Annotated in this window: 23 protein-coding genes, 1 tRNA gene and 1 pseudogene; 12 read left to right on the top strand and 13 right to left on the bottom strand. The window is 71.0% G+C overall.

Annotated elements, in window-relative coordinates:
* The first annotated feature begins 92 nt into the window (after positions 1–92).
* From ACFWRO_RS29070 to ACFWRO_RS29035, 8 genes are all read left to right on the top strand, one after another.
* Positions 93–344, top strand: coding sequence for a hypothetical protein (locus ACFWRO_RS29070; protein WP_384515077.1), 252 nt, complete (start codon positions 93–95; stop codon positions 342–344).
* A gap of 163 nt (positions 345–507) precedes the next feature.
* A complete protein-coding gene (locus ACFWRO_RS29065; RefSeq protein WP_361850307.1) occupies positions 508–696 on the top strand; it encodes a hypothetical protein in 189 nt (62 codons plus the stop codon).
* An 11-nt stretch (positions 697–707) separates the two neighbouring features.
* Positions 708–1,307: a hypothetical protein gene (locus ACFWRO_RS29060; protein WP_384515074.1), complete on the top strand. Its 600-nt coding sequence runs from the start codon at positions 708–710 to the stop codon at positions 1,305–1,307.
* A 3-nt stretch (positions 1,308–1,310) separates the two neighbouring features.
* Positions 1,311–1,826: a hypothetical protein gene (locus ACFWRO_RS29055; protein WP_384515071.1), complete on the top strand. Its 516-nt coding sequence runs from the start codon at positions 1,311–1,313 to the stop codon at positions 1,824–1,826.
* Between the two features lie 86 nt (positions 1,827–1,912).
* Positions 1,913–2,788, top strand: coding sequence for a bifunctional DNA primase/polymerase (locus tag ACFWRO_RS29050; RefSeq protein ID WP_384515069.1), 876 nt, complete (start codon positions 1,913–1,915; stop codon positions 2,786–2,788).
* Positions 2,789–2,790: 2 nt separating this feature from the next.
* A complete protein-coding gene (locus ACFWRO_RS29045) occupies positions 2,791–4,269 on the top strand; it encodes an ATP-binding protein (RefSeq protein WP_384515066.1) in 1,479 nt (492 codons plus the stop codon).
* A 501-nt stretch (positions 4,270–4,770) separates the two neighbouring features.
* Positions 4,771–4,977, top strand: coding sequence for a helix-turn-helix transcriptional regulator (locus ACFWRO_RS29040; protein WP_384515064.1), 207 nt, complete (start codon positions 4,771–4,773; stop codon positions 4,975–4,977).
* On the top strand, positions 4,974–6,356 hold the full coding sequence (locus tag ACFWRO_RS29035; protein ID WP_384515061.1) for a tyrosine-type recombinase/integrase: 1,383 nt from the start codon (positions 4,974–4,976) through the stop codon (positions 6,354–6,356). The genes ACFWRO_RS29040 and ACFWRO_RS29035 overlap by 4 nt, the downstream gene beginning before the upstream one ends.
* Positions 6,357–6,534: 178 nt before the next feature.
* Here ACFWRO_RS29035 and ACFWRO_RS29030 read toward each other — a convergent pair.
* Positions 6,535–6,616 (bottom strand) — tRNA-Tyr (locus tag ACFWRO_RS29030).
* Positions 6,617–6,797: 181 nt separating this feature from the next.
* Between ACFWRO_RS29030 and ACFWRO_RS29025 the strand changes: the two genes are divergently transcribed.
* The 3 genes from ACFWRO_RS29025 (at position 6,798) to ACFWRO_RS29015 (ending at position 8,565) form a co-directional block, all read left to right on the top strand.
* Positions 6,798–7,286 carry a YajQ family cyclic di-GMP-binding protein gene (locus ACFWRO_RS29025; protein ID WP_384515058.1) on the top strand — a complete coding sequence of 163 codons (489 nt, stop codon included), beginning with the start codon at positions 6,798–6,800 and terminating at the stop codon, positions 7,284–7,286.
* Positions 7,287–7,417: 131 nt separating this feature from the next.
* The gene (locus ACFWRO_RS29020) at positions 7,418–7,912 is read left to right on the top strand and encodes a methylated-DNA--[protein]-cysteine S-methyltransferase (protein WP_384515055.1); all 495 of its coding nucleotides are present in this window, start codon (positions 7,418–7,420) and stop codon (positions 7,910–7,912) included.
* An 11-nt stretch (positions 7,913–7,923) separates the two neighbouring features.
* Positions 7,924–8,565 carry an alpha-ketoglutarate-dependent dioxygenase AlkB family protein gene (locus ACFWRO_RS29015; RefSeq protein WP_384515053.1) on the top strand — a complete coding sequence of 214 codons (642 nt, stop codon included), beginning with the start codon at positions 7,924–7,926 and terminating at the stop codon, positions 8,563–8,565.
* A gap of 5 nt (positions 8,566–8,570) precedes the next feature.
* Here ACFWRO_RS29015 and ACFWRO_RS29010 read toward each other — a convergent pair whose 3' ends face one another.
* Positions 8,571–8,840 (bottom strand): GlsB/YeaQ/YmgE family stress response membrane protein, encoded by a 270-nt coding sequence (locus ACFWRO_RS29010; protein ID WP_384515050.1) that lies wholly within the window; start codon positions 8,838–8,840, stop codon positions 8,571–8,573.
* Between the two features lie 117 nt (positions 8,841–8,957).
* On the opposite strand from ACFWRO_RS29010, the gene ACFWRO_RS29005 reads away from it, so the two are divergent.
* Positions 8,958–10,202, top strand: a complete 1,245-nt coding sequence (locus ACFWRO_RS29005) for an APC family permease (RefSeq protein WP_384515047.1) — start codon at positions 8,958–8,960, stop codon at positions 10,200–10,202.
* Between the two features lie 13 nt (positions 10,203–10,215).
* Here the strand turns inward: ACFWRO_RS29005 and ACFWRO_RS29000 are convergent, their stop codons facing one another.
* The 11 genes and pseudogenes from ACFWRO_RS29000 to ACFWRO_RS28950 form a co-directional block, all read right to left on the bottom strand.
* A complete protein-coding gene (locus ACFWRO_RS29000) occupies positions 10,216–10,617 on the bottom strand; it encodes a YccF domain-containing protein (RefSeq protein ID WP_384515045.1) in 402 nt (133 codons plus the stop codon).
* Entirely contained in the window at positions 10,614–11,477 is an 864-nt protein-coding gene (gene htpX, locus ACFWRO_RS28995) for a zinc metalloprotease HtpX (RefSeq protein ID WP_384515043.1), read from the bottom strand. Before htpX ends, ACFWRO_RS29000 begins: the two co-directional genes overlap by 4 nt.
* Positions 11,478–11,667: 190 nt before the next feature.
* On the bottom strand, positions 11,668–12,120 hold the full coding sequence (gene mscL / locus ACFWRO_RS28990; protein ID WP_384515040.1) for a large conductance mechanosensitive channel protein MscL: 453 nt from the start codon (positions 12,118–12,120) through the stop codon (positions 11,668–11,670).
* A gap of 56 nt (positions 12,121–12,176) precedes the next feature.
* Positions 12,177–13,676 (bottom strand): NADH-quinone oxidoreductase subunit N, encoded by a 1,500-nt coding sequence (locus tag ACFWRO_RS28985; protein ID WP_384515037.1) that lies wholly within the window; start codon positions 13,674–13,676, stop codon positions 12,177–12,179.
* Positions 13,673–15,250 carry a NuoM family protein gene (locus ACFWRO_RS28980; RefSeq protein ID WP_384515034.1) on the bottom strand — a complete coding sequence of 526 codons (1,578 nt, stop codon included), beginning with the start codon at positions 15,248–15,250 and terminating at the stop codon, positions 13,673–13,675. Before ACFWRO_RS28980 ends, ACFWRO_RS28985 begins: the two co-directional genes overlap by 4 nt.
* A 3-nt stretch (positions 15,251–15,253) precedes the next feature.
* Positions 15,254–17,281, bottom strand: coding sequence for an NADH-quinone oxidoreductase subunit L (locus ACFWRO_RS28975; RefSeq protein WP_384515031.1), 2,028 nt, complete (start codon positions 17,279–17,281; stop codon positions 15,254–15,256).
* The gene (nuoK, locus tag ACFWRO_RS28970) at positions 17,278–17,664 is read right to left on the bottom strand and encodes an NADH-quinone oxidoreductase subunit NuoK (RefSeq protein ID WP_384515028.1); all 387 of its coding nucleotides are present in this window, start codon (positions 17,662–17,664) and stop codon (positions 17,278–17,280) included. The genes ACFWRO_RS28975 and nuoK overlap by 4 nt, the downstream gene beginning before the upstream one ends.
* Positions 17,664–18,251 carry an NADH-quinone oxidoreductase subunit J gene (locus ACFWRO_RS28965; protein ID WP_384515025.1) on the bottom strand — a complete coding sequence of 196 codons (588 nt, stop codon included), beginning with the start codon at positions 18,249–18,251 and terminating at the stop codon, positions 17,664–17,666. The genes nuoK and ACFWRO_RS28965 overlap by 1 nt, the downstream gene beginning before the upstream one ends.
* Positions 18,248–18,802: a NuoI/complex I 23 kDa subunit family protein gene (locus ACFWRO_RS28960; protein ID WP_384515022.1), complete on the bottom strand. Its 555-nt coding sequence runs from the start codon at positions 18,800–18,802 to the stop codon at positions 18,248–18,250. Before ACFWRO_RS28960 ends, ACFWRO_RS28965 begins: the two co-directional genes overlap by 4 nt.
* Entirely contained in the window at positions 18,802–19,770 is a 969-nt protein-coding gene (locus tag ACFWRO_RS28955; protein ID WP_384515019.1) for an NADH-quinone oxidoreductase subunit H, read from the bottom strand. Before ACFWRO_RS28955 ends, ACFWRO_RS28960 begins: the two co-directional genes overlap by 1 nt.
* A pseudogene (locus tag ACFWRO_RS28950) lies at positions 19,767–20,408 on the bottom strand (NADH-quinone oxidoreductase subunit C); the annotation flags it as partial. The pseudogene ACFWRO_RS28950 and the gene ACFWRO_RS28955, both read right to left, overlap by 4 nt.

The raw sequence follows: 20,408 nt of genomic DNA, 5'->3' as shown, positions 1-20,408 counted from the left end.
CCCGCTAGCGGCCCCCATGGCACTTGATCAGGCCGCTAGACGATAGCCGCCCACCTGCAAGAACCCCGAAATCCGCCCCGGGAGGGCCCTCGATGACCCCTGCCCTGCTCGCTATCGCACTCCTGCTGATAGTCACGCTCAGTTATGCGTCGCTGTGTGCGGCCTCGCCGTTCGGGACCTGCCGCAAGTGCAACGGTCTCGGCTTCGCGCTCGCCACCGACCGCAAGGGCAAGCCCAAGCGCGGCAAGACCTGCCGCCGCTGCAAGGGCCACGGACTGCGCATACGCGCCGGCCGCTGGCTCTACAACCGCGCCGCCCGCACCTACCGCGCCGGAACCCGCTGACCCCGGACATGAAGCGGCCGACGGTGCCCGTCATGAGACGTACCCCGCTCCGAGCAGGAGCTAGGCGGGCGCAACCGTCGGCCAGACCCCCGAGCTTGCCAGCACCCGAGGGTGCCCGCAGCCTACCCAGCCGCTCCGAACCACCGTCAAAGGAGTTTCCAGCATGGCCGTCACCGTCTCCCTGGTCCTGCTCTTCGGACTCGTCCTGTTCTTCCTCCTGCGCTCCAAGACCCTCGGCTACGGCTCCGCGTTCATCGCCGTGATGTTCGGGTTCTTCCTCGCCTCCACCGGCGCCTCCGGACCCATCAACAACCTCGCCACCGCCGTCATCGACGCCATCCCCAACCTGTAGGGAGCCCCGTCATGAACCAACCGATCGTCCACCGCCACTGGCTCGCCCACGCGCTCCCCAAGGCCGCCCCCGCGATCGCCACCTCGACCGTGCTGATCCTCGGCCGGATCTGGAACGCCAACGGCGCCGAACACTCCGTCGGCAACGCCACGCTGATCGTCGTCCTCGCGGCCGGGGCCGCCACGGCCGGCGGCTTCGCCTCCGCCGGGCGCCGGGGTGACAGCGTCATCGCCGGGACCGCGTTCGCCACCTCCGGCGGGCTCGCCCTCGCCGGAGTCGCCGGATACGCCGACGGCCTGTCCCTGCCGCTGCTGCTGTGGGCGCTCGCGACCGCGGTCGCCTATGGGCTCGCGGCCCGCTACTGGCGCACCGACCGCCGCGACACCACCGCCCACGAGCGCCGCACCACCGAGCGCCGCGAAGACCACGCCCACATCGAGCGCGTCGAAGCCCTGCGCGCGGGAGCGCAGATCGAGGTCGCCCGCAGCGGCGCGGCCTACGCCGAGCAGCTCGCCACCGCGCTCATCACGCGTGCGGCCCTGCCCGGCTTCGACCCCGCCCAACTCACCAAGGCCGGACTCCCCGCCATCGACACCACCAAGGAGCACTGAGGCATGTTCGAGATCCGCATCATCTGTGACCTCACCGACACCGAACGCGTCACCACCGCGCTCGCCAAGTCGTTCACGACCGGCAACGTCCGCCGCGCCGCCTCCCGGACGTCCGACAAGGAACGGCTGTACGTCACCGCCGAACACCGCGAGGACACCGAGACGTGGCCGACGCCGGAGCAGGCGTACGCGCTCGCCCCGAGCATCGTCGGCGAGATCGGCTGGACCGCCCGCCGGGCCCGCGAGGCCCTGTGGCCCATCCACTCCGCGAACGTGCGGGAGTTCTGGCTCCGCAAGGCCGCACTGCTCGACCGCATCGCCCTGGACGACCGGACCGCCGGCATCCACACCGACGCTCCTGAACTCGCGCTCAACGCCGCCCGGAAGCTCCTCGACGTCGACCGCGACGGAGACGGCAACTACGGCGGCACCCCGTACTGGCCGGACCACCCGGAGGCCACCGCCAATCCCCGCGGCTACGTCCGCCAGGAGTACGCCCGGTGGGCCAAGCACCAGTAGGTACGCCCGAGGCGGTCGCCTCTCACCACAAGACCGCGACCGCCTCGGCTCTCCGTCCCTTCGACAGAAACAGGAGAACCTCCAGCATGACCCATCCCATCCCCATCCGGCGAGACGCCCTCGCGCCGCGGCTACTGGGCACAGCCTTGGAGCTGGCTCTCAAGGGTGTGCCGGTGCTGCCGCTGCGCGCAGGGAAGGGCCCGTTCGGCAACTGCCGTGCCTGCGGGGACAACGCGTGCGGCGGGCGCCCGAACATGAAGGTTCCGGGCCCGTGCACGTGTCCGCTGGTGTGCCACGGCTGGGCCGCCGCCACCACCGCCCCCTCCGTCCTGGCCTCGCTGGCCTGGAGGGCCGCGTGGCAGCACGCCGAGCGGGTCGCCTACCACCCCGGCGGCGCCGGAGTGACCGTGGTCGACCTGGACGACGCCGACGCCGTCACCTGGGCCCGCGAAACCCTGCCGTCTACACGCACAGTGGCCACGACGCGGGGCGAGCACTGGATCTACCGGGGCACGATGCGCTCCGCCAACCACGTCCGGCCCGGCGTGGACATCAAGTCGTCTATGGCCTACGCCCGCTGGCTCGGCCCCGGGACCGGCACCATGTCCGCACTCCCGTCAGCCGTTCGCGCTTTGGTCGTGAAGGATCCCGCCACGGTCCGGCCGGCGGGATGCGCTGTCTCCGTGCCCGCGCTCGCCGCGGGCGGGGAGTGCCCGCACCGTTCGCGTTCCTATTTGGAGCGTGGCATTGCCATGGCTGAGCAGCGCATCACCACCGCCCGGAGCGCGATCCACAACACCGTGTACGGGACGTTCCTCGCGGTGCTGTCCGCGCACGGCCGGTGCGGCTGCCTCACCGACGTCCACATCGCCCGGCTGTTCACCGCCGCGCAGACCAAAGGCGAATCCGCCCGGCACTGCGCGGACGCGTGGGCCAACGCCCGCACGACGTTGGGACTGTGACCATGGCTGACGACGAGAAGAACCCGGCACGCGAGATCATCACCGACTACGCGCAGGCCAACTTCCGGTACTTCCGCACCACCGACGGCACCGTGTACGCGCAGAAGAACGGCCACCCCGTCGCCCGTCCGATCCGCTCCCAGGGAACGACGGGAAGCCACCGGCAGGAACTCATGGTCGGGCTGTTCAGGGACGGGTGCGGCGTGTTCAACGGCACCGCGTTGAAGGAGGCGTTGGACTTGATCGAAGCGCTCGCGCTGGACGAGGACGTACAGCCCACCCACATCCGGGTCGCCCCGGGGTTCGACGGCGCGACCTGGCTGGACCTGGGCCGCGACGACGGCAAGTCCGTCCGCATCCACCCCACCGGCTGGAAGATCCTCACCCCCGACCCCCGCGAGGTCTGCTGGCGCCGCACCCAGCTCACCGGCGAACTGCCCCTGCCGGCCAAGGACACCGACGGCAAGGGCATCGACCTCCTGATGCAGCTGTGCAATTTCGCCAGCGCTCAGGGCGAGAGTCTGACTCTCGCGTGGCTGGTCGGCTGCCTCGGGCCGTCCGCGCCGGTGCCCGCCCCGTTCCTCACCGGCCCGCAGGGCGCGGGTAAGTCCACCGCCGGCCGGATGCTGGTGCGGATCATCGAGGGCATGAGCGGCGACCTGCGTCGGGCCCCGAAGGATGAGGAGAACCTGATCACGGCCGTGGCCGCAGGCTGGGTCACCGCCCTGGACAATCTCTCCCACCTGGGCCCGGACCTGTCCGACCTCATGTGCTGCATCGTCACCGGCGCCGAGACCATCAAGCGCGCCCTCTTCAGCGACGGTGACGTCTACCGCTCCCGCTACCGCCGCCCCCTGCTACTCACCGGCATCGACGTCGGCGTCATCCGACCCGACCTCGCCGAACGCCTCCTTCCCCTCCGCCTGGAACGTCCTCAGGTGCGGCGTACCGAGGCGGAGCTGTGGGCCGAGTTCGAAGAGGCCCTGCCCGTGATCCTCGGTTCGCTGCTCGACCTGACCGTCAAGGTCCGCGCCGCGCAGGCCGACATCCCAACCGACCTGCGCATGGCCGACTTCGCCCACCTGTGCGCGCAGCTCGACGCGGCCACCGGTCTCGGGGCGCTGAACGCCTACCGGTCCAGCCTGGACGACCTCAACGACGACGTCATCGAAGGCGACCTACTCGCCCAGACCGTCCTGAAGCACGCCAGCACCCTCGCCCCCGGCGCGGAGATCCGGATGACGTCGGCCGAGTGGCTGCACTGCCTCACCCAGCTCTACACCGGCGAGGACTTCCGCCCCGTCCCCAAGGGATGGCCCACAACGGGCAAGGTCCTCTCCGACCGCCTCAAGCGTCTCCAGCCCACCCTCGCCGCCCGCGGGGTCCTTGTCGACTGGGGCCGCACGAGTTCGGCACGCTACGTCGAGATGACCCGGCCACCCGCCCCGCAGCCGCCGGAGCAGCACAAGTCGATGTTCTAACCGGCGCCGCCGAATCTCGCGCACAGGCAAGAGGAGCACCCCGCCCCCTGCGCGAGGCGTGCTCCTCTTGCTGTTCCGGCGGCACCGCCGCCGCAAAGGCAGTGCCGCCGCGCGGCTCCTTCTTCACGTTCTAAGGCGCGCACAACCACAGACACCCCTCCCTCTTTTCCTAAGAGAAGAGACGCTGCGTCACCCGCGTCACCACAGGACGGAAAGCGGCCCGTGAGCTGCGGCGCCAGGGGTGACGCAGGACAGCGGACGCTGCGTCATCCCGCGTCATCTGCGTCACCCGTGACAAAGGCCAGCGTCACCCGTGACACACCTCCACACCCCCCGCGTCACCGAAACACGCAGGCCAGGGACACGAGCGACGCAGATGACGCGATGACGCAGAAATCACCACCTCGGACGGGCGCGGCCTCCGCGGAGCCCTATGCCCGCCCCTGACTCGCGACCCCAGAGCAGTGACCACTCCGACTCTCACCCCGAGGAGGGGACCCGATGGCCCGCATCGCCCGCCGCCGTCAGCCCACCGATGAGCTACTCCCCCTGACCGACGTCCTCGACGAAATCGGCATCACCCGCGCCACCTGGTACCGCTGGCGCAACCGCGGCTACGGCCCCCAGGTCGTACGTCTGCCCAACGGGCATCTGCGCGTCCGTCGCAGTGTCCTCGACAACTTCCTCAACGAGCTGGAGGCCGCGTGACCGAGTGGAGCTACACCGTACGAATCTGGAGCATCCGCAAGCGGCCCCACCGCAAGCCGTTCCAGCTCCGTTGGCAGGTGAGCACTCGGCCGCACTCCGAGTCCTTCCTGACTGCCGGCCTCGCCGAAAGCCGCCGGGCGCAGTTCATCACCGCGACCCGCTCGGGCGAGCCCTGGGACGTCGACAGCGGACTCCCGAAGTCGATGGTGCAGAAGGCGAAGGACATCTCCTGGTACCAGCACGCCAGGAACTACGTGGAGATGAAGTGGGACCACTCACCTGCCTCCACGCGCCGGAACCTCGCCGAGGCCATGGCCACAGTGACCCTTTCCCTCGTGAAGGACACCAAGGGCATGCCCGATCACAAGGCAGTCCGGCGCGCGCTCTACACCTGGGGCTTCAACGTGAACCAGTGGAAGGAGGAACCCCCGGTCGACGTGGCGGAGGCCCTCGCGTGGGTGGAGCGGAAGTCCGTCCCCACCTCCGCTCTCTCCGACCGGATGGTCGTGCGGAAGGCCCTGGATGCCTGTGCACGCCGACTCGACGGCAAGACATCGTCAGGGTCGGTCATCGCCCGGAAGCGGGCCATCTTCCACCAGTCCCTCGGCCTCGCCGTGGACGCGGAGCTCCTGGCGGAGAACCCCCTTCCAGCCGTCCGCTGGAAGGCGCCGGAGCGAGTGGAGGAAGAGGTGGACCCCGAGTGCGTCCCGGATCCGGCGAAGGCCGCCGCGCTCCTGGCGTCCGTGCGAAGGCAGGGCGCCCGCGGGAGGCACTTGGAGCCGTTCTTCGGGTGCATCTACTACTCGGCTGCTCGCCCGGGCGAGCTGAAAGGGCTGCGGCTCCAGGACTGTGACCTTCCCCGACAGGGGTGGGGCCTGATCCGCCTGCGGGAGAGCCTCGCCCGCTCTGGTAGGTCCTGGACCGACACCGGCGAGGCCTTCGACCGTCGCGGGCTCAAGCACCGGACCCGGAAGGCCGTCCGCTACGTTCCGATCCCGCCTGAGCTGGTCGCCATGCTCCGGTGGCACGTCACCCTGTACGGCACCCACTCCGACGGCCGGCTCTTCCGTACGGCCCGAGGCGGCATGATCCAGGAGAGCGGGTACGGGGAGGTCTGGGCGCGAGCGCGCGAGGGCGTTCTGTCGCCCACCGAGCAGGAGAGCAAGCTCGCCAAGCGGCCCTATGATCTTCGCCACGCCGCCGTCTCCACCTGGCTCAGTTCTGGGGTCGAGCCGCAGCTCGTCGCGCAGCGCGCCGGCCACAGCACGGCCGTCCTCTTCCGGGTGTACGCGAAGTTCCTGAAGGGCGGGGACGAGGCGGCCAACGCGAAGATCTCGGCACGGCTGAACCAGCGCCCCGCTGGACCGTCCACCGCCTGAGCCGTCGATCGGCCGTCCGCGCAGGTGGCGCCCGGGATTCTCGTCCACGCGTCGTCCACACACGCTGGTAGAGAGCGGGATTCAGCGAGACAGGGCGAGACACTCCCGCCTGCTCCACTTGCACAGCAGAACGGCCCCTGATCAACGTTTCCGCTGATCAGGGGCCGTTCGTATCGCGTGGCGGCGCCAGGATTCGAACCTGGGTAGGCTAAGCCGACGGATTTACAGTCCGTTCCCATTGGCCACTCGGGCACACCGCCATGGGATGTCGCTGCTCGGAGCCGCTTTTGGGCGGTGCTCCGGGGCAACGACGTAAACAATACCCGATCCACCGGGGTGCTTCGCCACCGGATTGATCAGCGGTTCGAGGGTGATCGACTGACTAGGCTTGCCTCGTACGCCACGCAACCGCAACGCATTCGACGCAAGGAGCCACACGTCATGGCCGACTCCAGTTTCGACATCGTCTCCAAGGTCGAGCGGCAGGAGGTCGACAACGCCCTCAACCAGGCCGCGAAGGAGATCTCGCAGCGCTACGACTTCAAGGGCGCCGACGCCTCGATCTCCTGGTCGGGCGACAAGATCCTGATGCAGGCGAACGGTGAGGAGCGCGTGAAGGCGATCCTCGACACCTTCGAGACCAAGCTGATCAAGCGCGGGATCTCGCTGAAGTCCCTGGACGCGGGCGAGCCGCAGCTGTCCGGCAAGGAGTACAAGATCTTCGCGACGATCGAGGAGGGCATCTCCCAGGAGAACGCCAAGAAGGTCTCCAAGGTCATCCGTGACGAGGGCCCCAAGGGCGTCAAGGCGCTGGTCCAGGGCGACGAGCTCCGGGTCAGCTCGAAGAGCCGTGACGACCTGCAGGCAGTGCAGGCGCTGCTCAAGGGCAAGGACTTCGAGTTCGCGATCCAGTTCGTCAACTACCGCTGATTCGGACTCCCCCGGGCCTGGGGTTCGGCGGGCAACGGACGGCGGCCATCGTCGTGTCCGAAAACCGCCAGCTTTGGGCCGGTGGGGCCTCGCACACTGGACGGGAAGCGAGTGCGAGGAGAGGAACCGCCATGACCGTGTACGCGTACGCCGAGGGGCCCCTGGGGCGGATGTTGCTCGTCGGGCGGGACGGCGGCGAGGCCGGGGTGGTCGAGTTGGTTTCGCTGTCGTTGCCCGGGCAGAAGGGTGGCGCCGCCGTCGAGGACGGGTGGCGGCACGAGCCCGAGGCGTTCGAGAGCATCGCCGGGCAGCTGGGCGAGTACTTCGCCGGGCGGCGCGAGCGGTTCGACATCCCGTTCGCGGACGGCGGTACGGAGTTCCAGCGGCGCGTCTGGCGCGCCCTGGAGGAGATCCCGTACGGGACCACCGTCTCCTACGGAGACATCGCCCGGCAGGTCGGTTCCTCCGGCGCCGCCGTGCGGGCCGTCGGGACCGCGATCGGGCGCAACCCGCTGCTCGTGGTGCGGCCCTGCCACCGCGTCGTCGGCGCGGACGGGAGCCTGCGGGGGTACGCGGCCGGCCTTGAGCGCAAGGAGTTGCTGCTCGGGCTTGAGCGGGCCGGCTGATGGACGGGCTGATGGACGGGCTCTTCCCGCGTTCGCGGGCCGTCGTCGCTCCCGGTGCCGTGCACGTGCCCGGGTGGCTCTCCCTCGACCGGCAGCGGGAGTTGGTGGCCGCCTGCCGGGAGTGGGGGCGCGGGCCGCTGACGTACGAGCACACCGTGCTCCCGGGCGGCGGCGTCATGTCCGTGCGGTCGCTCTGCCTCGGGCGGCGCTGGGTTCCGTATCGGTATCTCGATGCTGTCGAGGTGGAACTTCCCCCGTGGCTTTGCGACTTGGGGCGCGCTGGTGTTCTTGAGGCCTACGGGGAGGACTCCGGCTTCGCGCCCGATGCCTGTCTCGTGAACTTCTACGACGCCGGCGCCGGCGCCAAGATGGGGCTCCATCAGGACAAGGAAGAGCGGTCCAGAGCTCCGGTCGTTTCGTTGAGCCTCGGGGATCGTTGCGTGTTTCGGTTCGGGAACACTGAGAATCGGGGACGGCCTTATACCGACGTCGAGTTGGCGTCCGGGGATCTCTTTGTCTTCGGTGGGGCCTCGCGGTTCGCCTATCACGGCGTCCCCAAGGTCCTTCCCGGCACCGGCGATCCCGCGCTCGGGCTCAGCGGACGGCTCAACATCACCCTCCGCGAGACGGGGCTCCAGCGGCTCCAGCGATAGCCGCTCTAGCGCGAGCGCGAGTGGCCGAAGAAGATTCGGTACGCGATCAGCAGCACCAACGCGCCGCCGATGGCCGAGATCCAGGTCGCCGTGTCGTAGAAGCCGGTGCTGATCGGGCGGTCCAGGAACGTGGACGAGATCCAGCCGCCGGTGAAGGCGCCGGCTATGCCGATGAGGGTCGTGCCGATGAGCCCGCCCGGGTCACGGCCCGGGAGCAGGACCTTGGCGACGACGCCCGCGAGCAGGCCAAGGACGATCCAGCTGATGACGTTCATGTCTGGAAGGACGCCAGGGCGCCTGGCGCGGTTGCGGTGCCCTCGACGGCGTCCCTTCCGCGCATCCCTCCACGCACCCTTCCACGCACGCGTGCGCGCGCCCGTAGTGTGCCGTGCATGACACCCGAACTGCGCCGTTCCCTCGGCGTCTTCGACGCCGTCGTCATCGGGCTCGGTTCGATGGTGGGCGCCGGGATCTTCGTCGCGCTAGGACCGGCCGCCGGAGCGGCGGGGGCGGGGCTGCTGCCGGCGCTCGGGCTCGCCGCGCTCGTCGCGTACTGCAACGCGATGGCCTCGGCCCGGCTCGCCGCCCGCTACCCGGCCTCCGGCGGCACCTATGTGTACGGTCGCGAACGTCTCGGGCCGTTCCTCGGGTACCTCGCGGGCTGGGCGTTCATCGTCGGCAAGACCGCCTCCTGCGCGGCGATGGCGCTCACGGTCGGGGCGTACGTGTGGCCGGAACAAGCCCACGCGGTGGCGGTCGCGGCCGTGGTGGCGCTGACGGCGCTGAACTACGGCGGAGTCCGGAAGTCCGCGCTCCTGACGCGGGTCGTCGTGAGCCTGGTGCTCGCCGTACTGGCCGCGCTGGTCGTCACGGTGCTCGGATCCGGGGAGGCCGACTTCGGGCTTCTCGCGCTCGACACCGAGGTGACGGTCAGCGGGGTGCTTCAAGCCGCCGGGCTGCTCTTCTTCGCGTTCGCGGGGTACGCGCGGATCGCCACGCTCGGCGAGGAGGTACGCGATCCGGCCCGGACGATCCCGGTCGCCGTGCCGCTCGCCCCCGGCATCGCCCTCGCCGTCTACGCGGCCGTGGCGGTGTGCGTCCTCGCCGTCCTCGGGCCGCAGGCCCTCGCCGTCTCACCGGCCCCGCTCGTCGACGCGGCCCGGGCGGCCGGTGCGGGCTGGCTGGTTCCCGCCGTCGTGGTCGGGGCGGCCGTCGCCGCGCTCGGCTCTCTGCTCTCGCTGATCCTCGGGGTGTCCCGTACGACGCTGGCGATGGCACGGGACGGCCATCTGCCGGCGGCGCTCGCGGCCGTCCACCCCCGCTTCCAGGTTCCGCACCGGGCGGAGCTCGCGGTGGGCGCGGTGGTGGCCGTGGTGGCGGCCACGGCGGACGTGCGGGGCGGGATCGCCTTCTCGTCCTTCGGCGTGCTCGTCTACTACGGCATCGCCAACGCCTCCGCGTGGACCCTGGGCCGCGCCCACCGCCCCCTCGCCGCCCTGGGTCTGGCCGGCTGCGTGGCCCTCGCGTTCGCGCTGCCCCCGGGCGCCGTGCTGGCGGGCCTCGGCGTCCTCGCGGCGGGCACGGTCGCGTACGCGGTCAGCCGGGGGCGAGGACGAGGGCGGCCGGCGTCGCGGTAGGCGCGCGTCGCCGTCAGTGGGGCTGGTAGCCGTACGTCGCCTGGTCCGAGGGGATGATCTCCTTGCCCAGGGGGAGCAGGGAGACCGGGATCAGCTTGAAGTTCGCGATGCCCAGCGGGATGCCGATGATCGTGATGCACAGCACGATGCCGGTCGTGATGTGGCCGAGCGCGAGCCACCAGCCCGCGAGGATCAGCCACAGGACATTACCCACGCAGGAGGGCGCGCCCGCGTCCCGTCGGTCCACGACCGTGTAGCCGAAGGGCCAGAGGGCGTAGACGCCGATCCGGAAGGCGGCGAGCCCGAAGGGGATGCCGATGATGGTGATGCACAGCAGGATGCCCGCCAGCATGTAGCCGAGGAACATCCAGAAGCCGCACAGAACCAGCCAGATGATGTTCAGAATTGTCTTCACGGGCGGTGACCTGCCATCTGCTCGAGTCGGGCGATGCGCTCCGCCATCGGCGGGTGCGTCGAAAACAACTTCGATACGCCTCTGCCCGCTCCGAAGGGGTTCGCAATCATCATGTGGCTCGCTGTTTCGATCTTCGGCTCCGGAGGCAGCGGCAGCTGCTTCGTGCCGGCGTCGAGCTTGCGCAGGGCGCTCGCCAGGGCCAGCGGGTCGCCGGTGAGCTGGGCGCCCGAGGCGTCCGCCTCGTACTCACGGGAGCGGCTGATCGAGAGCTGGATGACCGAGGCGGCGACCGGGCCGAGGATCATGATCAGGAGCATGCCGAGCAGGCCGGGGCCGTCGTCGTCGCTCGACCGGCCGACCGGGATCAGCCAGGCGAAGTTGACCAGGAACATGATCACGGAGGCGAGCGCTCCGGCGACCGAGGAGATCAGGATGTCCCGGTTGTAGACATGGCTCAGCTCGTGGCCGATGACTCCGCGCAGCTCGCGCTCGTCCAGGATGGCGAGGATGCCCTCGGTGCAGCACACGGCCGCGTTGCGCGGGTTCCGGCCGGTCGCGAAGGCGTTCGGCGCCTGGGTGGGCGAGATGTAGAGCCGGGGCATCGGCTGGCGGGCCTGGGTGGAGAGCTCGCGCACCATCTTGTAGAGCGCGGGGGCCTCGAACTCGCTGACCGGGCGCGCGCGCATGGCCCGCAGGGCCAGCTTGTCGCTGTTCCAGTAGGCGTACGCGTTGGTGCCGAGCGCCACGAAGAGCGCGACGATCAGCCCCGTACGGCCGAAGAAGCTGCCGATGACGATGATGAGGGCCGAGAGCCCTCCGAGGAGTACGGCGGTCCTCAGCCCGTTGTGCCGGCGGTGCACGGTACGCCCTCCAAGTGGTGCGGCAGGGGAACCCTTTGCTCGGTGGCGGTCCGCCCCCGGATTTCATCCGGAGGGACCCCCATGTCCAGTGGACCCTCCCGTACTGGTCAACGCCAGGCGGGAGGCTGCGGTTCCCTTGCCCCCACGGGGGCCGGTGTGCGCCGTACGGGTGAGGCCCGCGGCGGCCGGGTCAGCGCGGGGCCGGGAGGCCGGCCTTCTCCAGGGCGGCGTCGAAGGGCTCGACCTCGCTGGTGCAGTGCCCGCAGCGGGTGGCGACGGCCGGGATCTCGGTGAAGCAGCGGGGGCAGTCGCGCATCTCGAACTTCTCGGCGGCCTCCTCCTTGGCGAACTTCTCCTGCACCTTCGTCATGGGGACGACGATGAAGAAGTAGAGCACCGCGGCGGTGATCACGAAGGCTATGGCGGCGGAGATGGCCAGGCCGTACGGGAAGATCGTCTGCCCGACCTTGAACTTCGCCTCGCTGAAGTCGCCGACCGAGCCGGTGGCGAGACCGATGAGCGGCGTGATGAAGGCCTTGCTGAAGCCGGTCACGACGGCGGTGAACGCGGATCCGACGGCCAGACCGATGGCCATCGAGACGATGTTCCCGCGAAGTATGAAGTCCTTGAAACCGGTCAGCACGGGTGAAGCTCCTTGATGCAATTCTGTGTGTGGGGGGAAGAGGGGGTCTTGGTCGGTCAGAACAGGGTGTCCGCCGCGAAGCGGAGGACGAACTGCGGGTAGCCCGACAACACGACGCCCACGACGGCCGCGAGGCCGACCGCCAGGGTGATCGGAGCGGGCACGCGCGCGTGGGGCCGCTCCCCGACCGGCTCGCGGAACAGCAGGGCTGTCCACCGCAGGTAGTAGTAGAGGCCGATCACGACGTTCACGCCCATGATCACGGCCAGCCAGCCGAGACCGGCGTCGACCGCGGCCGAGAAGACGGTGACCTTGGCGAAGAGGCCGATGATACCGGGGGGCAGACCCGCCAGGTTCAGCAGGAAGAAGCCCATGGTGAGCGCAAGCAGGGGGCTGGCCGCGTAGAGGCCGCGGTAGTCGGCGATCCGGTTCTCGGGGTGCGTACGGGCGACCAGGGCGGCGACCGCGAAGGCGCCGAGGTTCACGACGGCGTACATCAGGGCGTACGCGACGGTGGCGCCGATCTGGTCGTCGCTGGAGTACGCGGCGGCGGCGATCGGGACCAGGAGGTAGCCGGCCTGGGCCACCGAGGACCAGGCGAGCAGCCGGACCGCGCTCCACGCGCGCGTGGAGACCTGCCGCAGCGCCGCCACGTTGCCGACGGTCATGGTGAGCGCGGCGAGCACGGCGAGGGCAGGGCCCCAGATGTCGGCGTACGAGGGGAACGCGACGACCGTCACCAGGATGAGGCCGGTGAAGCCGACGGCCTTGCCGACGACGGAGAGGTAGCCGGCGACGGGCAGCGGGGCACCGACGTACGTGTCGGGGACCCAGAAGTGGAAGGGGACGGCTGCCGTCTTGAACGCGAAGCCGACGAGCGTGAGCGCCACGCCCGCCCCGGCGAGGGTCTCCAGCTGTCCGGGGACGCCGTCGAGCGCCTGGGCGAGCTCCGTGAGGTGGAGGGTGCCGGTCGCCGCGTACACGAAGCTCACGCCGAGCAGGGTCACGGCGGTCGCGGTGACAGAGGAGAGGAAGAACTTCAGCGCCGCCTCGCTGGACTTCCGGTCGCCGCGGCGCATGCCGACCAGGGCGAACGCGGGCAGCGAGGCCACTTCGAGGGCGACGACGAGGGTCGCGAGGTCGCGGGAGGCAGGCAGCAGGGCCGCGCCGGCGGCCGAGGAGAGCAGGAGGAACCAGTACTCCCCCGCCGGAAGCTTCTCGCGCGTGTCCGCGAGCGACAGCAGGGCCGTGAGCAGGGCGCCGCCGAACACCAGGAGCTGGATGACCAGGGTGAAGCGGTCGACGGTGTAGCTGCAGGCGGCGGTCGCGGCCGGTTCGGTGGTGAGGCAGAAGGTCGAGCGGTTCCCGGCGCGCAGCGGGACCAACAGGGCGATCGAGGCGACGAGCCCGGCGATCGCGGTCCAGCCGAGGAGCTGCTTGTGGCGCTCGGGGAGGAAGAGGTCCGCGACGAGGACGGCGAGCGCGACCACGGCGGTGAGGGTGGGCGGCGCGATCGCGAGCCAGTCGACGGACTGGACGAGGTTCGTGGGGTTCACGAGTTTCCTCCCGCGAGGAGCTGCTGCACGGCCGGGTCGGTGAGGCCGAGGAGGACCGCGGGCCAGAGGCCGGCGAGGACGGTGAGGGCGACGAGTGGGGTCCAGGCGGCGAACTCGTACCCCTGGACGTCGGCGATCGTGCTCTCCCCGGTCGGCCGGGGGCCGCCCATGCAGACGCGGCGGACGACGAGGAGGAGGTACGCGGCGGTCAGGAGGGTGCCGATGCCGCCCATGACCATGAAGGTGAGGAACGCGGGGCGGCTGAGGCCCTCGGCCGGTTCGAAGGCGCCGAAGAGGGCGAGCATCTCGCCCCAGAAGCCGGCCAGGCCGGGCAGCCCGAGGGAGGCGACGGCGGCGAAGGCGAGCAGTCCGCCGAGGCGCGGGGCGCGGCCGTAGAGGGCTGCGCCGGTGGCCCCGGCGAGGGTGTCGAGGTCGGCGGTGCCGTACCGGTCCTTGAGCGCGCCGACCAGGAAGAACAGCAGGCCGGTGATGAGGCCGTGGGCGATGTTGGCGAAGAGCGCGCCGTTGACGCCGGTCGGGGTCATGGTCGCGATGCCGAGGAGCACGAAGCCCATGTGGCCGACGGAGGAGTACGCGATCAGCCGCTTGAGGTCGCCGTTGACGCCGGGGCGCGTGAGGGCGAGGCAGGCGAGGGAGCCGTAGATGATGCCGACGGCGGCGAAGGCGGCCAGGTAGGGGGCGAAGGTCCGCATCCCGTCCGGGGTGATCGGCAGGAGGATCCGCACGAACCCGTACGTGCCCATCTTCAGCAGGACGCCCGCGAGGAGGACCGAGCCGACGGTGGGGGCGGCGGTGTGCGCGTCCGGGAGCCAGCTGTGCAGCGGCCACATCGGGGTCTTCACCGCGAGCCCGAGCCCGATCGCGAGAACGGCGATGACCTGCACGGCTGTGGAGAGCCCACGGCCGTTGTCAGCGGCGAGTGCCACCATGTCGAACGTGCCCGCCTTCACGCCGATGAGGAGCAGGCCGAGCAGCATGACGACGGAACCGAGCAGCGTGAAGAGGATGAACTTCCAGGCGGCGGCCTGCCTGGCCGCACCGCCCCAGCGGGCGATCAGGAAGTACATCGGGATGAGGACCATCTCGAAGGCCAGGAAGAACAGGATGAGGTCGAGGACGGCGAAGGTCGCGAGGGTGCCGGACTCGAGGACGAGGAGGAGCGCCACGAAGCCCTTGGGGGAAGGGCCGCTGGGCATCTTGTAGTAGCTGTAGAGCGCGCAGAGGAAGGTCAGCAGCGCGGTCATGACCAGGAGGGGGAGGGAAATGCCGTCGACACCGAGGTGGAGCCGCACGTCGAGTGCGGGGATCCACTTGATGTCCGTGCTCGCCTGGATCTTCGACGGCTGGTCGTGGTCGAAGCCGAGCGTGAGGACGATCGCGGCGACGAGGATCACGCCGGTCACGGTCACGCCGTGGCGGAGCACTGCCTGGTCGGGCGACTTCCCCTTCAGCCCGGGCGGGGCGGGGAGGAGAGCGGCGACGGCACCGAGGAGCGGGCCGGCGACGATCAACGCGAGAAGGAACTGCATCACGGATTCGCTGATATCGATCACGTCTCACGCTCCGGCGGCGACGAGTACGGCGGCGATCGCCAGGACGACGGAGCCGGCGAGCAGGGCGCTCAGATAGGTCTGCACGTTGCCGGTCTGGGCACGGCGGACGAGCCAGCCGAGCCACTGGGTTCCGGTGCCCGCGCCGCGCACGTACGTGTCGACGACCTCGCGGTCCAGGAAGCGGACCAGGGAGGCGGCGGCCAGGACGGGGCGGACGAACACGGCGGTGTAGAGGGCGTCCAGGTGGAAGCCCGCGGCTGCGGGGCGGTGGAGGGGGCCGAGCAGGGCGCGACCGGGGTCGGTCGGGTCCTCGGCGGGGTGCGGCAGGTGCAGCGCTTCGGCCTCGACCTTGCCCGCTTCGGCGTCGGGGTGGGCGACGTGGGCGGGGGCGGCCTCGCGGGCGGGGGCGTCCGGGGCGGGGGCGTCCGGGGTTGCCTTGGCGGCGGGCATGGCGGCGGGGGCCTTCGTGGCGAGGGTGCGCCAGACCGCGTAGGTGACGACGGCGCCGACGAGGGCGATGCCCGTGCCGAGGACGGCCGTGGTGACGGTCGGGGTGAGGGCGTGGCCGTCGAACCAGTCGTCGAGGTACGTGACGGTCAGTCCGAAGCCGAGGGAGGGGACGGCGAGCACCCACAGCACGGCGGTCATGGCGAGCGGCTGGCGACCGTGGTCCGGGACCTCGGCGCCGCGGCCGCGGAAGGCCAGGAGCCAGAGCCGCATCGCGTAGGCGGCGGTGAGGAGGGCGGCGAGCAGGCCCGCGACGAGGACGGCCCAGCCGGCCCCGGCGGGGGCGACGGTCCGCTCCCCCAGGGCGGTGTGCTCGGCGGCCACGAGGACGGCTTCCTTGGAGAAGAAGCCGGCGAACGGGGGCAGGGCGGCGAGCGCGAGGAGGGCGACGGTCATCGTCCAGTACGCGTCGGGGATCCGCTTCGTCAGGCCGCTCATCCGGGACATGGCCGAGAGCGAGTTCGTACCGGCGGCGTGGATGACGACGCCGGCGGCGAGGAAGAGGAGGGCCTTGAAGGCGCCGTGCGCGAGGAGGTGGAAGACGGCGGCGCCCCGGTCGCCGACGGCCAGGGCACCGGCCATGTAGCCGAGCTGACCGATGGTCGAGTACGCGAGGACGCGCTTGATGTCGTCCTGGGCGAGCGCGGCGAGCGCCGAGCCGACCATCGTCACGGCGGCCATCACGGCGAGCACCGTCATCGCGGCGGCCGACGCGGCGAAGACGGGCAGCAGCCGGGCGACGAAGTAGATACCGGCGGCGACCATCGTCGCCGCGTGGATGAGCGCGGAGACGGGGGTGGGGCCGGCCATCGCGTCGGGGAGCCAGGTGTGCAGCGGGAACTGCGCGGACTTGCCCGCGACGCCCGCGAGAAGCAGCAGCGCGATGAGCGTGGGGTGGTCCAGGGCACCGGCGGCGACGGCGCCGAGGATCCCGTCGATCCGGAACGTGCCCGCGTCGGTGGCGAGCGCGAACAGGCCGATCAGGAAGGGGACGTCGCCGAGCTTGGTGACCAGGAAGGCCTTGAGGGAGGCGGCGCGCGCCTCGGGGGTCTCCCAGTAGTGGCCGACGAGGAAGTACGAGCAGATGCCCATGATCTCCCAGCCGACCAGGAGCACCATCAGGTCGCCGGAGTAGACGACGAGCAGCATGGCGGAGGTGAAGAGGGAGACGAGCGCGGCGTACGAGGGGTAGCGCGGGTCGTCGCGCAGATAGCCGGTCGAGTAGACCTGCACGCAGGTGGCGACCACGCCGACGAGGACGGCGACGAGCGCGGCGAAGCCGTCGATGTTCAGGGCCAGGTCGATGGGGACCGACCCGGTGGGAGTGAGCTGGGTGGCGGCCTCGATGGTCTTCCCGCCGCCCTGCCGGACGGCGACGAGCACGGCCAGGACGGCGGCGGCGAGCGTCGGCAGGACCGCGAGCGGGCGGACGAAGCCGGGGGCGGTCCGGCCGAGGAGCAGTCCTGCGGCCGAGCCGAGGAAGGGGAGGAGGGGGACGAGGACGGCGAGGGTCGTGGTGGTCACGCGGCGGCCTCGGCCTTCTCGTCGGTCCCGGCGGTCCCGGGCTCGGCGTCGGTGTCGGCGTCCGTGTCGGAGGTCGGCGACTCGGCGGTGTCGCGGAGGCGGTCTACGTCCGAGGTGCCGCGGTTGCGGTAGACCATCAGGACGATCGCGAGGCCGATACCGATCTCGGCGGCCGCGATCGCGATGACGAAGAGGGTGAGCGCCTGGCCGGCGTGCAGGGTGTCGCGGAGCCAGACGTCGAACGCGACGAGGTTGAGGTTGACGGCGTTGAGCATCAGCTCGACGGACATCAGGACCAGGATCGCGTTGCGGCGGGCGAGGACGCCGTAGAGGCCGACGCAGAAGAGCAGGGCGGCGAGGACGGCGGGGTAGGCGAGATGCATCAGTCCCGGGCCTCCTTGGCGTTCTTGCGGGACAGGACGATCGCGCCGACAAGGGCGGCCAGGAGCAGGACGGAGAGCGCCTCGAAGGGCAGCACCCAGTGCCGGAAGAGCATCTCGCCGGTCACCTTCGTGGAGCCCTGGGCCGGTCCGTCCAGGTCGATCCAGGTCGTACGGAAGGCGTCGACGACCACCCAGACAAGGGCGACGGCCGCGACGAGCGCGACCGCGAGGGCGACGGGGCGGTTGCCCGAATCCGCGTCGGGGGAGCGGCCGATGGGGGCCTTGGTGAGCATGAGCCCGAAGAGGAGGAGGACGACGACGGAACCGACGTAGATCAGCACCTGGACCCAGGCGATGAACTCGGCGGTCAGGAGCAGGTACTCGACGGCGAGCCCGCCGAGCGCCACGACCAGCCAGAGCGCGGCGTGCACGAGCTGGCGGGTGGTGACGGTCACGACGGCGGCGCCGAAGGTGACGAGGCCGACGAGCAGGAAGGCGATCTCGACGCCGGAGGGCGAGAGGAAGCCGGGGGTGGTGGCGGCTTCGGAGAGGGGGGTGGCGGCGAAGTGGGTGGCGGCGAGGTTCACTCCTTGTCCCCCTCGGCCTCGGCCGCGGCGGCCGCGGCGGCGGCCTTCTCGACAGCCTTGCGGGCCGCGCCGATCTCCTTCGGCTCCTCGGCGCGCGGGTCGAGCGCGGGCGGTTCCGGAACCGTCCACATCCACTCGCGGAGCTTGTCGCGCTCGTGGGTGAGTTCGTGGATGTCGGTCTCGGCGTACTCGAACTCCGGCGACCAGAACAGCGCGTCGAAGGGGCAGACCTCGATGCAGATACCGCAGTACATGCAGAGGGCGAAGTCGATCGCGAAGCGGTCGAGGACGTTGCGGCTGCGCTCGCGCCCGCCGGGGACGGCGGCGGGCACCGTCTCCTTGTGGGAGTCGATGTAGATGCACCAGTCGGGGCACTCGCGGGCGCAGAGCATGCAGACTGTGCAGTTCTCCTCGAAGAGCCCGATGACACCGCGGGTACGGGGCGGGAGTTCGGGCTGCTTGTCCGGGTACTGCGCGGTGTGCGAGCGCTTCGTCATCGTACGGAGCGTCACGGCGAGGCCCTTGGCGAGGCCGGAGCCGGGGATGGGCATTACTGGATCGCCACCTTCACGATGCCGGTGAGCGCGATCTGCGCGAGTGCGAGCGGGATGAGGGTCGTCCAGGCGAGCTTCTGGAGCTGGTCCTCGCGGAGCCGGGGGTAGCTGACGCGGAGCCAGATGACGATGAAGGCGAGGACCGCGGTCTTGAGCAGCGTCCAGACCCAGCCGAGGCCGTCGGCGCCGAAGGGGCCGTGCCAGCCGCCGAGGAAGAGGACGGTGGTGAGGCCGCAGAGGACGACGATGCCGGCGTACTCGGCGAGCAGGAAGAGCGCGAAGCGGAGGCCGGTGTACTCGGTGTACGCGCCGAAGATGATCTCCGAGTCGGCGACCGGCATGTCGAACGGCGGGCGCTGCAGCTCGGCGAGTCCCGCGACGAAGAAGACGAGGGCGCCGACGATCTGCCAGGGCAGCCACCACCACTCGAAGGCGTTCAGGATGCCGGGCAGGGAGACCGTGCCGGCGGCCATCGCGACGGAGGCGGCGGTGAGGAGCATCGGGAGCTCGTAGGCGAGCAGCTGGGCGGCGGTGCGCAGGCCACCGAGCAGGGAGAACTTGTTGGCCGAGGCCCAGCCGGCCATGAGGCTGCCGAGCACGCCGACGCCCATGACCGCGAGCACGAAGAAGATGCCCGCGTCGACGACCTGGCCGACGGCGCCTTCGCTCGGGCCGATGGGGATGGCTACGAGGACGAGGAGGTACGGGAGGAGGGCGACGGCGGGCGCGAGCTGGAAGACGCGGCGGTCGGCGTTGGCCGGGACCACGTCCTCCTTCTGCGCGAACTTGACCCCGTCGGCGACGAGCTGGGCCCACCCGTGGAACCCACCGGCGTACATGGGGCCGAGGCGGCCCTGCATGTGCGCCATGACCTTGTGCTCGGTCTGCCCGACGACGAGGGGCAGCACGAGGAACACGGCGAAGACGATGAGCAGCCGGAGGGCGACGTCCAGTACGTCGTTCACGCGGGATCGCCTCCGGCGGGGTGGGTGGGGTTGTTGGGGTTGGTGTCGGGGTCGGGGTTCGTGTCGGTGGGCTCAGAGTCGGTGGGCTCGGCGTCGGGGCGCGTTTCGGCATCCGCTTCGGGGGCGGGTGCGGCGTCCGTCTCCGGCGCGGGCTCGGGCGCGGCGGCGGGTGCCGCGTCCGGCGCGGGCTCAGGCTCGGGAGCGGGTGCCGCGTCCGGCGCGGCCTCAGGCTCGGGGGCGAGTGCCGCGTCCGGCGCGGGCTCAGGCTCGGGGGCGGGTGCCGCCTCCGGCGCGGGCTCAGGGGTCGGAGCAGGCTCGTCGTCGAACGCCGGACGGGCGTGGTGCCAGGGCGCGTCCGAGCTCCGGGTGCGGGGCGGCGAGGCGGGCGTGGCCGCCTGGCTGGCGGAGCCGTCGGCCGCGCTGCGCGAGCGGCGGGGCGGGCGGCCGGCAGCCGGGGCCTCCGGAGCGCCTTCGGCCTCGGCGGCGGGCGTGGCCGACTGGTCGGCGCTGCCGTCCGCCCGAGGTGCCTGCTCCTCGGCGGCGGGCGTACCCGCCTGGTCGGCGGCGCCGTCCGCCCCAGGTGCCTGCTCCTCGGCGGGCGGGCCCGCCTGGCTCGTCGAGCCGTCGGACGCCGAGCG

The organism is Streptomyces sp. NPDC058579, from assembly GCF_042718575.1.
Taxonomy (GTDB): domain Bacteria; phylum Actinomycetota; class Actinomycetes; order Streptomycetales; family Streptomycetaceae; genus Streptomyces.
Note: the sequence above shows the minus strand (reverse complement) of the source record. Positions and strands in the feature narration are given on the sequence as shown.

Coding starts and splice junctions, on each gene's coding strand:
- ACFWRO_RS29070 (WP_384515077.1), top strand. CDS start 93: ATGACCCCTGCCCTGCTCGCTATCGCACTCCTGCTGATAGTCACGCTC.
- ACFWRO_RS29065 (WP_361850307.1), top strand. CDS start 508: ATGGCCGTCACCGTCTCCCTGGTCCTGCTCTTCGGACTCGTCCTGTTC.
- ACFWRO_RS29060 (WP_384515074.1), top strand. CDS start 708: ATGAACCAACCGATCGTCCACCGCCACTGGCTCGCCCACGCGCTCCCC.
- ACFWRO_RS29055 (WP_384515071.1), top strand. CDS start 1,311: ATGTTCGAGATCCGCATCATCTGTGACCTCACCGACACCGAACGCGTC.
- ACFWRO_RS29050 (WP_384515069.1), top strand. CDS start 1,913: ATGACCCATCCCATCCCCATCCGGCGAGACGCCCTCGCGCCGCGGCTA.
- ACFWRO_RS29045 (WP_384515066.1), top strand. CDS start 2,791: ATGGCTGACGACGAGAAGAACCCGGCACGCGAGATCATCACCGACTAC.
- ACFWRO_RS29040 (WP_384515064.1), top strand. CDS start 4,771: ATGGCCCGCATCGCCCGCCGCCGTCAGCCCACCGATGAGCTACTCCCC.
- ACFWRO_RS29025 (WP_384515058.1), top strand. CDS start 6,798: ATGGCCGACTCCAGTTTCGACATCGTCTCCAAGGTCGAGCGGCAGGAG.
- ACFWRO_RS29020 (WP_384515055.1), top strand. CDS start 7,418: ATGACCGTGTACGCGTACGCCGAGGGGCCCCTGGGGCGGATGTTGCTC.
- ACFWRO_RS29015 (WP_384515053.1), top strand. CDS start 7,924: ATGGACGGGCTCTTCCCGCGTTCGCGGGCCGTCGTCGCTCCCGGTGCC.
- ACFWRO_RS29010 (WP_384515050.1), bottom strand. CDS start 8,840: ATGAACGTCATCAGCTGGATCGTCCTTGGCCTGCTCGCGGGCGTCGTC.
- ACFWRO_RS29005 (WP_384515047.1), top strand. CDS start 8,958: ATGACACCCGAACTGCGCCGTTCCCTCGGCGTCTTCGACGCCGTCGTC.
- nuoK (WP_384515028.1), bottom strand. CDS start 17,664: ATGCATCTCGCCTACCCCGCCGTCCTCGCCGCCCTGCTCTTCTGCGTC.
- ACFWRO_RS28960 (WP_384515022.1), bottom strand. CDS start 18,802: ATGCCCATCCCCGGCTCCGGCCTCGCCAAGGGCCTCGCCGTGACGCTC.